This is a genomic window from Streptomyces sp. NPDC000983 (assembly GCF_040299205.1).
Classification (GTDB): Bacteria; Actinomycetota; Actinomycetes; order Streptomycetales; family Streptomycetaceae; genus Streptomyces.
In genome coordinates, this window is the sequence record NZ_JBEPBM010000001.1 from 178,661 (window position 1) to 191,337 (window position 12,677).

General features: G+C 73.1%; 12 protein-coding genes. 6 read left to right on the top strand and 6 right to left on the bottom strand.

Translation table 11 applies throughout. The features are described 5' to 3' along the window. Window positions 1-164: 164 nt before the first annotated feature. The 5 genes from paaA to paaE are packed head-to-tail and all read left to right on the top strand — an operon-like array spanning window position 165 to window position 3,864. Entirely contained in the window at window positions 165-1,133 is a 969-nt protein-coding gene (paaA, locus tag ABT296_RS00545) for a 1,2-phenylacetyl-CoA epoxidase subunit PaaA (RefSeq protein WP_351922137.1), read from the top strand. After that, on the top strand, window positions 1,130-1,420 hold the full coding sequence (gene paaB, locus ABT296_RS00550; RefSeq protein WP_351922138.1) for a 1,2-phenylacetyl-CoA epoxidase subunit PaaB: 291 nt from the start codon (window positions 1,130-1,132) through the stop codon (window positions 1,418-1,420). The genes paaA and paaB overlap by 4 nt, the downstream gene beginning before the upstream one ends. Before the next feature lie 9 nt (window positions 1,421-1,429). After that, on the top strand, window positions 1,430-2,257 hold the full coding sequence (gene paaC, locus ABT296_RS00555; RefSeq protein WP_351922139.1) for a 1,2-phenylacetyl-CoA epoxidase subunit PaaC: 828 nt from the start codon (window positions 1,430-1,432) through the stop codon (window positions 2,255-2,257). Further along, window positions 2,251-2,757, top strand: a complete 507-nt coding sequence (gene paaD / locus ABT296_RS00560; RefSeq protein ID WP_351922140.1) for a 1,2-phenylacetyl-CoA epoxidase subunit PaaD — start codon at window positions 2,251-2,253, stop codon at window positions 2,755-2,757. The genes paaC and paaD overlap by 7 nt, the downstream gene beginning before the upstream one ends. Then, window positions 2,758-3,864, top strand: coding sequence for a 1,2-phenylacetyl-CoA epoxidase subunit PaaE (gene paaE, locus ABT296_RS00565; protein WP_351922141.1), 1,107 nt, complete (start codon window positions 2,758-2,760; stop codon window positions 3,862-3,864). Between the two features lie 149 nt (window positions 3,865-4,013). Here paaE and ABT296_RS00570 read toward each other — a convergent pair whose 3' ends face one another. After that, window positions 4,014-6,179, bottom strand: coding sequence for a TerD family protein (locus tag ABT296_RS00570; protein ID WP_351922142.1), 2,166 nt, complete (start codon window positions 6,177-6,179; stop codon window positions 4,014-4,016). A gap of 85 nt (window positions 6,180-6,264) precedes the next feature. Continuing rightward, a complete protein-coding gene (locus ABT296_RS00575; RefSeq protein ID WP_351922143.1) occupies window positions 6,265-6,660 on the bottom strand; it encodes a DUF5997 family protein in 396 nt (131 codons plus the stop codon). Between the two features lie 57 nt (window positions 6,661-6,717). Between ABT296_RS00575 and ABT296_RS00580 the strand changes: the two genes are divergently transcribed. After that, window positions 6,718-7,461, top strand: coding sequence for a LysR family substrate-binding domain-containing protein (locus tag ABT296_RS00580; protein WP_351922144.1), 744 nt, complete (start codon window positions 6,718-6,720; stop codon window positions 7,459-7,461). Between the two features lie 37 nt (window positions 7,462-7,498). Here ABT296_RS00580 and ABT296_RS00585 read toward each other — a convergent pair whose 3' ends face one another. From ABT296_RS00585 to ABT296_RS00600, 4 genes are all read right to left on the bottom strand, one after another. Then, entirely contained in the window at window positions 7,499-10,327 is a 2,829-nt protein-coding gene (locus tag ABT296_RS00585) for a beta-L-arabinofuranosidase domain-containing protein (protein WP_351922145.1), read from the bottom strand. Window positions 10,328-10,455: 128 nt separating this feature from the next. Beyond that, window positions 10,456-11,217, bottom strand: a complete 762-nt coding sequence (locus ABT296_RS00590) for a hypothetical protein (protein ID WP_351922146.1) — start codon at window positions 11,215-11,217, stop codon at window positions 10,456-10,458. After that, complete coding sequence (locus ABT296_RS00595; protein WP_351922147.1) at window positions 11,214-11,969, bottom strand: hypothetical protein; 756 nt, start codon at window positions 11,967-11,969, stop codon at window positions 11,214-11,216. The genes ABT296_RS00590 and ABT296_RS00595 overlap by 4 nt, the downstream gene beginning before the upstream one ends. A 56-nt stretch (window positions 11,970-12,025) precedes the next feature. Beyond that, on the bottom strand, window positions 12,026-12,502 hold the full coding sequence (locus ABT296_RS00600; protein ID WP_351922148.1) for an Lrp/AsnC family transcriptional regulator: 477 nt from the start codon (window positions 12,500-12,502) through the stop codon (window positions 12,026-12,028). Window positions 12,503-12,677 lie beyond the last annotated feature (175 nt).

Below are 12,677 nucleotides of genomic sequence, written 5' to 3' on the forward strand. Positions count from 1 at the left end.
GACCATTCGGTCCGGGTTCCGCACCGCCAAACAACCAGTCCCGCCCGCGGCCTGTCAAGGGTGGTCCGCGGCTTCGACCGCGGGGATGCGCGGGGGTCTTGCCGGGGAGGCGGAAACGCGTCACACTGATACCGAACGAATGGTCGGTTGGGAAGCTGGTGCTGATGACCACGACACGCCTCGCCGAGGACTCGCCCCCGGACGGACTCCAGGAGCACTTCGACGCGACGATCGCGCGCGACCACCGCGTCGAGCCGCGCGACTGGATGCCCGAGGCTTACCGGAAGACGCTGGTCCGGCAGATCGCGCAGCACGCGCACTCGGAGATCATCGGCATGCAGCCCGAGGGGGAGTGGATCACCCGCGCGCCGTCCCTGCGCCGCAAGGCGATCCTCTTCGCCAAGGTCCAGGACGAGGCCGGCCACGGTCTCTACCTGTACTCGGCCGCCGAGACCCTCGGCGCGGACCGCGCGGACCTCACCGACCGGCTCATCGAGGGCCGCCAGAAGTATTCGTCGATCTTCAACTACCCGACGCCGAGCTTCGCCGACGTCGGTGTCATCGGCTGGTTCGTCGACGGCGCCGCGATCTGCAACCAGGTCCCGCTGTGCCGCAGCTCCTACGGCCCCTACGCCCGCGCGATGGTGCGGATCTGCAAGGAGGAGTCCTTCCACCAGCGGCAGGGCTACGAGCTGCTGATGACGATGATGCGCGGCACCGAGGCCCAGCGGGAGATGGTCCAGGACGCGGTGAACCGCTGGTGGTGGCCGTCCCTGATGATGTTCGGCCCGCCCGACGACGCCTCGCCCAACTCGGCCCAGTCGATGGCCTGGAAGATCAAGCGGCACAGCAACGACGAACTGCGCCAGCGCTTCGTCGACATGACCGTCCCGCAGGCCGAGAAGCTCGGCGTCACCCTGCCCGACCCGGACCTGAAGTGGAACGCCGAGCGCGGCGCCCACGACTTCGGCACGCCCGACTGGGACGAGCTGATGCGGGTCATCAAGGGCGGCGGCCCCTGCAACGCCCAGCGGATGGAACGGCGCAGAAGCGCCCACGAGGAAGGCGCCTGGGTGCGCGAGGCGGCCACCGCCCACGCGGCCAAGCGGGCCCGGAAGGAACCGGCGGCATGAGCCACACCGAGAGCTGGCCCCTGTACGAGGTGTTCGTGCGCGGCAAGCGCGGACTGAACCACGTCCACGTCGGATCGCTGCACGCGGCCGACGACGCGATGGCCCTCACCCACGCCCGCGACCTGTACACCCGGCGCAACGAGGGCGTGTCGATCTGGGTGGTGCGCTCCGAGCACATCGCCGCCTCCACCCGCGACGAGAAGGACCCCTTCTTCGCCCCCAGCGCGGACAAGGTCTACCGCCACCCGACGTTCTACGACATCCCTGACGATGTCCCGCACATCTAGGAGCCGGGGATGAGTGAGGACCACGTCTACATGACCCTCGCCGAGGGCCACGAGGACGACACCCGCTGGGCCTACGGCACCGGCTTCGAGGACCCCCTGCACGGCGTCGACACCACCGTCCCGGACGGCGTCGACGCCGCCGCGCTCGCCGCGACCTGCGTCGCCCTGGCCGACGACGCCCTGGTCGGCGCCCAGCGCCTCGCCGAGTGGATCACCCGCGCCCCCGAGCTGGAGGAGGAGGTCGCGCTCGCCAACATCGGCCTCGACCTGCTCGGCCAGGCCCGACTGCTGTACTCCCGGGCCGGCCAGGCCGACGGCACCGGCCGCGACGAGGACGCCTACGCCTACCTCCGCGACCCCGCCGACTTCCGCAACGTCCGCCTGGCCGAACTTCCCAACGGCGACTTCGCGTTCACCATCGTCCGGCTGCTGGTGCTGGCCAGCTGGCGCCTCGCCCACTTCGAGCGGCTGGCCACCCACCCCGACCCGGTGCTGTCCGCCGTCGCCGCCAAGGGTGTCAAGGAACTCGCCTACCACCGGCAGTACGCCGCCGAGTGGGCGGTGCGTCTGGGTGACGGCACCGAGGAGTCGCACCGCCGGATGCGCAGGGCCGTCGAGCAGGTCGCGCCGTACCTGGGCGAGCTGTTCACCGCCTGCGACGTACGGACCGAGGTCGTCGCCGTGCTGCGCCAGGTCACCGAGGAGGCCGGACTGCCCATGCCGGTCTACCGGCCGTGCCCCGGCTCCGGCCGCGACGGCGAGCACACCGAGCATCTCGCCCCACTGCTCACCGAGTTGCAGAGCGTGGCCCGCGCCCTCCCGGGGGCGACATGGTGACCCTCGCGCTCGACGCGGAGCACGCCCGGCGCGTCGCCGAGCAGGTGCCCGACCCCGAGCTGCCCATGCTGACCCTCGCCGACCTCGGTGTCCTGCGCGCGGTCACCCTCGCCGAGGACGGCACCGTCGTCGCCGAACTCACCCCGACCTACTCGGGCTGCCCCGCCATGGCGGAGATGCGCGCCGACGTCGCCGCCCGGCTGAGGGCCGCCGGCTACGAGCGCGTGGAGATCCGCACGGTGCTGAACCCGCCGTGGACCAGCGACTGGATCACCCCGGAGGGCCGGCGCAGGCTCACCGAGCACGGCATCGCCCCGCCCGGCGCCGCCCCCCGCGGCCCGGTCACGCTCACGCTGTCGCCGACCCGGCGCACCGTGGCCTGCCCGCGCTGCGGCTCGGCGGAGACCGAGGAGACCTCCCGGTTCGCCGCCACCTCCTGCAAGGCGCTCTGGCGTTGCCGCGCCTGCCGCGAGCCGTTCGAGTACGTCAAGGAGATCTAGATGGCCCCGACCGCCCCCGCCGAGGCCGTGAAGCCGCGCCCGCGCCGCCGCCCGGTCTTCCATCCGCTGCGGGTCGCCGCGGTGCGGCCGCTGTGCGAGGACGCCGCCGCCGTCGGCTTCGAGATCCCGCCCGAGCTGGCCGAGGAGTTCGCCTTCGCGCCCGGCCAGTCGCTGACCCTGCGGCGTGAGATCGACGGCCGCGACGAGCGCCGCTCCTACTCGATCTGCACCCCCGCCGGATCGGCCCCCCGTATCGGCGTACGGGTGGTGCCCGGCGGCCTGTTCTCCGCCTGGCTGGTCAACGAGGTGCGCCCCGGCGACACGGTCGAGGTGATGGCCCCCACCGGGAACTTCACGCCCGACCTGACCACCCCCGGACACCATGTGCTGATCGCCGCGGGATCCGGCATCACCCCCATGCTGTCCATCGCCGAGTCCGTCCTGGCCGCGGACTCCCGCTCCACGGTCACCCTCTTCTACGGCAACCGCCGCACCGGCACGGTGATGTTCGCCGACGAGCTGGCCGACCTCAAGGACCTCTACCCGAGCCGCTTCCAGCTCGCCCACGTCCTGTCCCGCGAGCCCCGGGAGGCCGAGGTGCTCTCCGGACGCCTCGACGCCGAGCGGCTGGCGGCGCTCGTCGACGGGCTGGTCGACGTGACGACGGCCGACCACTGGTGGCTGTGCGGCCCGCACGGCATGGTCCGTGACGCGCAACGCGTCCTCGACGGGCTCGGCGTCCCCGCCGACCGCGTCCACCAGGAGCTGTTCTACGCCGACGACGAGCCGGTGCGCGAGGTCCGCCACCAGGAGACCGGACCCACCGGACCGGTCAGCCGGGTCACCGTCGTCCTCGACGGACGCTCCACCACCGACGCGCTCCCCCGGGAGCGGACCGTCCTGGACGGCGCCCAACGCTCCCGCCCCGACCTGCCGTTCGCCTGCAAGGGCGGCGTCTGCGGCACCTGCCGGGCCCTGGTCACCGACGGCGAGGTCGACATGCGCCGCAACTTCGCCCTGGAGAAGGCCGAGGTGGAGGCCGGATACGTCCTCACCTGCCAGTCGTACCCGGTCTCCGAGACGCTGACGGTCGACTACGACAGCTGAAAAAGGCTCCGGCCGCCCCGCGTTCGGGCGGGGCGGCCGGAGCCTTCGTCAACGGCGAGGAGAGCGTGGGGACTAGATCCATTGAAGCCGCTTTCACGGCGGTGAGAAGGAAGCCCCCTCCATGGCCTCGCCACGGCTCACGCTACCAGTCACTCCGGGATCAGGTCGCGCAGGTTTTCCGGGGTGAAGACCCGCGAGTGAGGGTGCAGTCCCTCCGGGCGCTCCAGCCCGATGTAGGTGACCGGACCGTCCGGCAGGTCCGCGCCGTCCCACTCCGTCACCGCACCACCCGCCATCAGCCCCACCAGGTGACGCACCGTCAACTGCTCCCGCTCCACGATCCCGCGCAGCAGGGCGGCCACCGACACCCGGTTGCCCTCGACCTGGTTGGCGTTCGGGTCGCCCCGCAGGTACAGGTGCAGCCACTTGGCCCGCCACAGCCCGTCCTCGCCGCGCAGGAAGGCGAGCGGCAGCGCCACCCGGCCGGGCCCCCGCAGTTCCGACTTCATCCGCACGGTCCGCGGCTCGAACGGCCGCCCCCGCTGCTCGCCCTCGCGCAGCATGAATCCGAAGAACGACTCCGCGGCCTCCTCGAAGCCCTCCCCGGAGTAGACGTTGACCTGCGGCACGACGAACGTCCCGCGCACCGCCCCGAGCCGGAGGTTGATGAACTCCGAGGCACCCCGGGGCGCTTCGGTGATGTCGCCGGAGTGTTCGCCGCCCACCGCCGTGAGGCTGGTCCACGACAGCCAGCAGTCGGTGGAGTAGTCGGCGTTCAGGATCAGCGCGGACAGGTCGTAGTCGGTGGTCCGGGCGGCCTGCTTCCAGTACACGAAGAACCGCAGCAGTTCGCCGTCCACCACCGAGAGCGAACCGCGGGGCAGCACACCGAGCCCGGCCGCGGTCGCCCGCCCGCTGAGCGGCAGCGCCACGTCGAGCATCTCCGGGTCGACCACCAGCCGCCCGGGGTCGGGCAGCCGGCGGCGGATCTCCGCGTCCAACGCGGCGATCAGCGACTCCCGTTCGGCCTGCGGCAGCGCCGCCCGCGCGTCCTCGGTCACCCACGCCCGCCCGCGCCGGTTGACGAACACCCGCCGCCCGCCGCCGTCACCGGTCCGGTTGTGCAGATGCTCACGCACCGAGAGCACGACCCGCCCGGAGACCCGCGGCGCCGCCTCCACGACGGCGGCCACGACGGCCTCCCGCTCCTGCCCCGTACGGCACATCCGCAGCAGCCGGTCCAGGGCACGGTAGAGCCGGCCGGGCGCGTCGACGAGCACGCCCACCGCGCCGACGACATCACCGGCGCCGAGCAGCTCCTCGACCCGGCGGTCGAAGGACGGCGGCCTGCGCTCGCCGCGCGCCACCGCGAACACCTCGGCGGCGTGCGGCCACCGCGGGTACTCGTGCGGGTGCAGCCGCTCCCCGAGCCGCTTGAACATCTCGCGGTGCACGGGCACGTCGGCGAGCTTGCCCGGTGCGGCCGCGACGACGGAGTCCAGACCCGCCAGCAGGGCGCGGCGCACCGGACGCGACAGCGCCCGCAGCCGCGTCGGCCGCTGGAGCGTGACGTCGCCGCCGGAGAGCGCGCAGGCCAGCCGCAGCACGTCCGTGACGGTGTCCAGCAGCGGCGCGGCGCCCGCCGCCAGGCGGGCCCGGTTGACCACGGCCCGGTTCTCCCGCACCGGAATCGTCCCGGGCTGCGGTCCGTCGGCGCACACCGCGGCGAGGGCCTCCAGATCGGCGAGGTGCTCGTCGCCCGGCGGAGTGGTGGACCCGGCCAGCGCCAGGTACAACGCGCTCACCTCGTCGGCGAGTTCACCGCCCAGGTGCAGCACGGTGACCCGGTCGCCGGCCGCGGCGAGCAACTCGTCGTGCGCGGCGAGGAGTTCCTCGTAGGTGTGCTGGTAGCGGCCGTACGAGGGAAGCGTCAGCAGGTTCACCGCGCCGGCGCTCGACTCGGTGAGCAGGCCGGGGCGTACGGACCCGTCGGCGAGGGCCCGCACGACGCAGTCCCGCCAGAAGTCCACCGTGTCGGGCACGTTGGCGGGGAAGTCGACGAAGTAGGCGTTGTGACGGACGTGGTCGCCGACCGAGGCGCGGACCGTGGCCAGGGTGCGCGCGGCGGTGTCCACGACCGTCTCCACGGACAGCCCCGAAAGACGCTCCAGCAGTTCGCCGGAGAGCTTGAAGCCCACCGTCATCAGCGCCGCGTCCAACTGGCGTGCGGCGACGGCCCCTTGACCCGGGGTCCCGACGGGGGAGGGGAGTCGGCGGGTGTGCTGGACGACCAGCGATTCCAGGCTGTGCGACATGTCCGGGATGATCCCAGGGGCGCACGCCTGTACGCATTCGGTTTTGCCGGGCGCGCCCGGCGCCCGGCACCCGCGACGCGATGGGTCAGGAGTCCTCGCGGGCCGCCCGCTCGGCGTTCTTCTGCTTGATCCGGACCGACTCCTTGCGGACCTCGGCCTGCGTGGCGCGCTCCTTCGTCAGCCACTCGGGCTGCTCCTGCTTCAGCGCCTCGATCTGCTCGGTGGTGAGCGCCTCGGTCACGCCGCCGCGGGCCAGGCCGGCGATGGACACACCGAGCTTCGCCGCGACCACCGGGCGGGGGTGCGGGCCCGTGCGCCGCAGCTCGCTCAGCCACTGCGGCGGGTCCGCCTGGAGCGCGTTCAGCTCGGCACGCGAGACGACACCCTCCCGGAACTCCGCGGGGGTGGCCTCGAGGTACACACCCAGCTTCTTGGCGGCGGTGGCCGGCTTCATCGTCTGGGAGGTTTGGTGCGACGTCATGACCCAAGGGTATCCACTGGCCGGACCCCCGCCGACCACGGCCGGTAACCTGGCCTGGTGACAGGCTCGCAAGCACCCTCGACGTTCCGGCTCGCCTACGTTCCCGGAGTGACACCCTCGAAGTGGGTGCGGATCTGGAACGAGCGCTACCCCGACATCCCCCTGGAGCTCCTCCCGGTCACCGCGGCCGAGGCGCCGGGGGCCCTGCGGGACAAGGCCGCCGACGCCGGGTTCGTCCGCCTGCCGGTCGACCGGACGTTCTTCAGCGCGATCCCCCTCTACACCGAGACCACCGTGGTCGTGGTGCCCAAGGACCACGCGGCGGCCGCCGTGGAGGAGCTGACCGCCGAGGACCTCGCCGACGAGGTGGTCTTCCATCCGCTGGACGACGTGATCGGCTGGGACCGGCCGCCGGGCCTGCCCGGCTTCGAGCGCCCCGCCACCGTCGCGGACGCCGTGGAGCTGGTCGCGGCCAACGTCGGCCTGCTCGTCGTGCCCCAGTCGCTGGCCCGGCTCCACCACCGCAAGGACCTCACCTACCGCACCCTCGTGGACGCGCCCCAGTCGGGCATCGGCCTGGCCTGGCCGGAGGAGGCCACGACGGAACAGGTCGAGGACTTCATCGGCGTCGTACGCGGCCGGACCGTCAACAGCACCCGCGGCCGTACGGCCCCTCAGACGCAGCAGGCCGCCGAGCAGCCCCGGCGCAAGCGTCCCGAGGCCGCCGCCCAGCGCCGCAAGCCCGCCCCCGCGAAGAAGGCCGCGGCCGGCCGCCGGGGCAAGCCCCGCCGCAAGTCCTGACCGAGCGGGGGCCCGGTCACCTGGGCCCCCGCTCGGTTCAGCGGGCGTACGTCGCGCGTTGCGCCGTGCCCACCACCGTCCGCCCCTCGGCCGCCCCGAGCAGGCCCGCGGCCACCCAGGTGTCCACGGTGGACCGCACCCGGGCGACCAGCGCGCCCTTGCCGGTGAACGGCGCCCCGGCCCAGACCTCGTCCAGCAGCGTGGTCCCGTCGGACCGCACCGGATTGGCGACCCCCGAGTCGGAGTTCCCGAACACCACCCGGGGTTCCGCACGCCGGAAGTAGGCGTGCGTCGGGTCCTCCGTGCCCTCCGCGAAGGGCGCGAACACGGTGCCGTCGAGGGTGAAGTGCAGCGGGCTGCCCGCCACCGGGGTGAGGGTGGGCAGCAGATCGCCGGAGAGACCGGCGTTGCGGAAGAGCCCCAGGTTGAGCAGCGCCGTCGAGGCGTTGCGGCCGACCAGGTTCACCGGGCCGAGGAAGAGAGTCTGCAGCGAAGGGTCGTCGAGGGCCTTCTCCACCCGCAGCCGCAAGGGCACGGAGATCCGGACCACGTCGCCGCCGCGCCAGGTGCGGGCCACCGTGAAGTAGCTTCCGGGCGTAGCCGTCCCCGGCACCGCGGCGCCGTTGACCGTCACCCGGAACCCGGCCGTCGCCCACTTCGGCACCCGCAGCCGCAGCTCGAAGGCGGCGCTGCCGCCCGAGAAGGCCAGCGTGGTGCCCTGCTCGCTCGGGTAGCGGGTGGTCTGGGTGACGGTGAGGCCCTTCTCCGCCCAGGTCAGGGTGGAGGGGCTGAACAGGTTGACGTACAGGGCGCCGCCGTCGGCCGTGCGGAAGTACACCGAGTCCTGGTACTTGGTGGCGCTCTCCATGCCGGTGCCCTCGCAGCAGGTGGTGCCCTGCTTGGGGGTGTAGTCCCGCACATGGCCGGGCGTCAGCCCGATGAAGTAGGTCACCAGCGGCTTCTCCGCGTCGGCCCGGTCCTGCTTGGAACCGAGCACCTGGTTGAGGAGCGCCCGCTCGTAGTAGTCCATGTACTTCGGCGCCTGCTCGTGGAGGAACAGCGTCCGGCTCAGCTTCAGCAGGTTGTACGCGCAGCAGGTCTCGGCGGTGGTGGCGCCGATGCTGCCCGCGATGACGTCCCGCCCCTTCCAGAACTCGCCCGAGCTGGTGCCGCCGATGCCGTACATCCGGTGCGGGACGACCATGTCCCAGAAGTTCCGGGCCGCGGTGAGATAGCGCTCCTCGCCGGTCGCGTCGTAAAGCCGGACGTACCCGGTGAAGATCGGGATGTGCTGGTTGGCGTGGAGCCCGTCGAGGATGTCGGTGCCGGCCGCGCAGGCGTCGATCAGCCGGTCGAGGTCGAACAGTCGGGCCAGCGCGAGGTGCTCGGCCTTCCCCGTGAGCGTGTGCAGGTCGACGATCGCCTCCACGATGCCGCCGAACTCGCCGCTGGAGAAGATCCCCCACATCCGTTGCAGGGTGGCCTCGGGCAGCTTCGACAGCCGGGAGTGCATCCAGTCGCCCATGCCGGAGGCGAGGTCGAGGGCCCGTTCGTCTTCGGTGGCGAGATGGGCGTCCAGCAGCCCGCGCAGGATCTTGTGCGCGGTGTAGTACGGCGCCCACACCCGCGTGTAGTCGGAGCCGGTCATCGACTCCAGCTCGATGAACTGGGTCTCCGGACAGGCGGCGAGAAACCCCGGATGGCTGGGCCCGCCCCAGGTGCGGCGCAGGGTGGCGGTCAGCCCTCGCCCCGAGCGGTCGGCGAAGGCCGCGCCGGCGGTCTCGTCGAAGTCGTACGACACCAGGTCGCCGCGTCCGGCGGCGCTGTCCGCGGGGCGGCTGTCCCGCAGCGCGGAGATCTCGTCGGCGGACAGCGCCCGGGACCACAGGTCGAATGCGTCGAAGGCGCCCGCGAAGACGGGGTCGGCGGGGTAGTTCGAGCGGCCCAGCCAGTTGTTCACGGGGGTGCCGAGCGCGGCCGGGGTGAGGGTCATCGCCGTGTTGCGGGCCACCTCGGTGCCGTCGACGTAGAGGACGCCGGTGCCGTCCGCGAGGGTCACGGCGAGGTGGCTCCACCGGTCCAGCGGCAGTTCGGCGGTGCCGTCGAGCCCCTGCTCGGCGCCGGGCCCGCCGGTGGTGATCGCGAACCGGGGGACGCCGGCGGCGTTGCGGGCGGCCAGGTACAGATAGCGGGTGGTGTTGTCGCCGCAGTCCAGGATCCGGGCCCAGTTCCCGGCGTGGGCGGGCCTCACCCAGGCGGAAACGGTCACCGCCGAGGCGCCGCCGAGCACCCCGGAGGGCAGGTCGACGTACTGGTAGGAGCCGCGCGGCTGCTCGACGGCGGTGCCGAAGCGGCCGACTGTGGGGTGCACCACCGGGTCCCGGCGCAGCGCCTCGCGTACCTCGGTCAGCGCGTCGGTCATGGTGCGCAGCCGGTCTCCGAAGACCTGTTCGCCGGTGCTCGCCCGGGCCTGGGCGAGCATGGTCATGAAGTGGCCGGTGTAGTGGCCGCGGAGGTTGCCGTTGGCCTCGCCGTCCAGCCCTTCCCAGCCGCCGGGGGCGACGGCGTCGCCGGTGGGCAGACCGGCGTTGGCGCGGAAGACCTGGAGCAGCCGGTTCACGTCGTAGCCGCGGGCGTGGTCCAGCATCAGCTCGCGCTTGTCGGCGAGGACACCGGGCCCGAGGGCGACCTCGTCGAGGGTGAAGGGCCGCACGGTCCAGGCGGCGGGCGCGGGCAGCGCGGCCACGGTGGCGGATGCCTGCCCGGGCGCGGCCGCGGCGGGTCGGGCGGGGAGGTGGGCGGCGGTCGCGGCCGCGGTGGCCGCGCCGGCCTGGAGAAGGGATCGTCTGGAGAGGGGCGGTGCCATGGGTGCTCCTCCACGGGTCCACGTCGTAGCGAGTGGTCGACATGTCGAACGTCGTGCGGATGATCGACCAGACCCTAGGGAGGAGGCGGATGGTGGTCAACGGGTCGGGAGCGGCCAGTTCCGGCCGTTCAGTCGGCGGCCGTGCCGGGAAGCTTCGCGGCGACCTTGTTCACGGGGGCGATGAGCAGCCACAGCGCGGCCAGGCACACCAGGCCGCCGGTCCAGGCACCGTGCATGCCGGACAGCCACGGCGCCGCCAGCGGCAGGGGCGTGCCGTAGACCGTCAGCCAGCCGACCGCGCCCCGCGGGGTCCAGCAGTCCTCCGTGTCGGCGCCGAGACCCACGGACAACCCGCCGACGATCCCGCCCATCAGCGCCGTCAGCAGCAGGGCGCATCCGGCGGCCGCCCAGCGCAGGGCCGGCAGCCCGGGGTCGGCGTCGGCGAGGACCTGGTCGGCGACGAGGGCCAGCGTCAGGCCGGCGACCGGCACGCCCAGCAGGACCAGGTTCGCGATGCGCAGCGTGTTCCACAGCCACTCGGGGTCCCCCAGGTTGTCGGGGGCCAGGCCCGCCACCCGCGGCGCGCTCCCGGCGTCGTCAACGGCGCCGTCCCGCACCCAGCGGGCGGCGCGCCCCAGCAGCACCGTCCAGAGCACCCCGCAGCCCAGCGCGGCCCCGGCCACCGCCAGGGCCCGGCGCTGCCCGGCCCCGTCCGGGTGCCACCACAGGAGCACCCCGGCCAGCCAGCCGAGCAGCACCGCGGCGCCCGCGGCCAGCCGGGCCGCCCAGGTGCGGAGCTGCCCGGTCCGCTCCGCCCGCCTTCCGTCCGGGTGGAGACGGCGCAGCTCGTACACATGGATCAGTCGGCCACGCTGCCGGAGCCGGCTCACCACAGCAGCCCGAAGACCATCACGACGCCGACGACCAGCCACACCGCGCAGCCGACGAAGAGGACCACGGCCTTCGCGACGGCGAGGGGAAGCGACAGCGCGTGCACGGCGCGCTTGGGCTTGAGCGGGTCGTAGGAGAGCTGGGTGGCGGGCATCCGGCGCCGGCACGCGTAGGTGTGCGTCCGGCCCTCGGTGTCGGTGTACTCGAACACGACCGACCGCTTGCCGGTGGTGCCGACGGCGTGGGCGAGGACGGTGATGCCGCGGCGGGAGAGCAGGATCCGGCGAAACGTTTCCTGGACGGTCGTGCCGAGCCCGAACAGCCCCAGCCCGAGCGGCAGCAGACCGACGACGACGCCGAGGACGCGCGCGCCGTGCGTGGCGGCGACCCACACCGCGTACGCGAGGTAGCCGACCACGACGAGGGCCGCGGCCGCGAGCGGCCACCAGTCGCCGAAACCCGCGCGCCGGTTGGCGCTGCTGGTGACAAGCCTGCTGCCGGCCGGATCGCGTTGTTCCGGCAGTGCGGCCGTCAGGGCCGCGGCGAACGCGGCCGTCGCGGTCGGATTGCCGCCCTCGACGCGATGGGTCACACCGTCGGTGAGCACGATGTCGACCGCCCGCGCCTGAGCGGCCCGGACCTCGCGGACCGCGGCGAGCGGGATGTCGACACGCTGATCGGAGCGGTCCAGGTGAACGCCGTCGGCGTCGAACGCCGCGCGGACCCCACGACCGTTGAGTATCTGGGACACGCAGGAATGACCTTCGAGGCGGCCTCGGGGTTGTACGGCCGCGCCGACGGGAACGATCACTTGCGGGCCGCGCGGCCCACCGACTCCACCAGCGGCAGCAGCCGGTGCGCCACCCGCTCGCGCAGCGCCACCTCGGTCCGGGTGCGCACCACCCCCGGGAGACTGATCAGTTTCTGGATCACGTCCTCCAGATGCGCGTTGTCCCGCGCCACCACCCGGGTCAGCAGATCCCCGCCGCCCGTGATCGAGAACGCCTCCACGATCTCCGGTACGGCCGCCAGCGCGTCGCCCACGTCGTCGAGGTGTCCCTGGGTGACCTCGATGTGCACGAACGCGAGCACCGGATGGCCGAGCGCGCCGGGCGACAGGGCGGGTCCGGTGCCGGTGATCACACCGTCCCGCTCCAGCCGGTCGAGCCGGGCCTGGAGGGTGCCGCGGGCGATCCCGAGGACGCGGGCGTACTCGCGCACGCTGGTCCGCGGCTGCTCCAGCAGCAGCCGCAGGATGCGGGTGTCCAGCTCGTCCACGGTCATGCGGCCCGACCTCCTCGTCGCTCGTCGATCACCGGCGACTGTACCAATGGCCCAGCCTGACGGCCCGGCGGTGGTCCGTCCGACCTGGTCCGTTGGCTCGAGGGCGGCCCGCTCGACTCCGTCGCCGCTGGGCCAATGGACCAGCGGTTCGAGGTTCACTTGAGCCAGAAGCGGA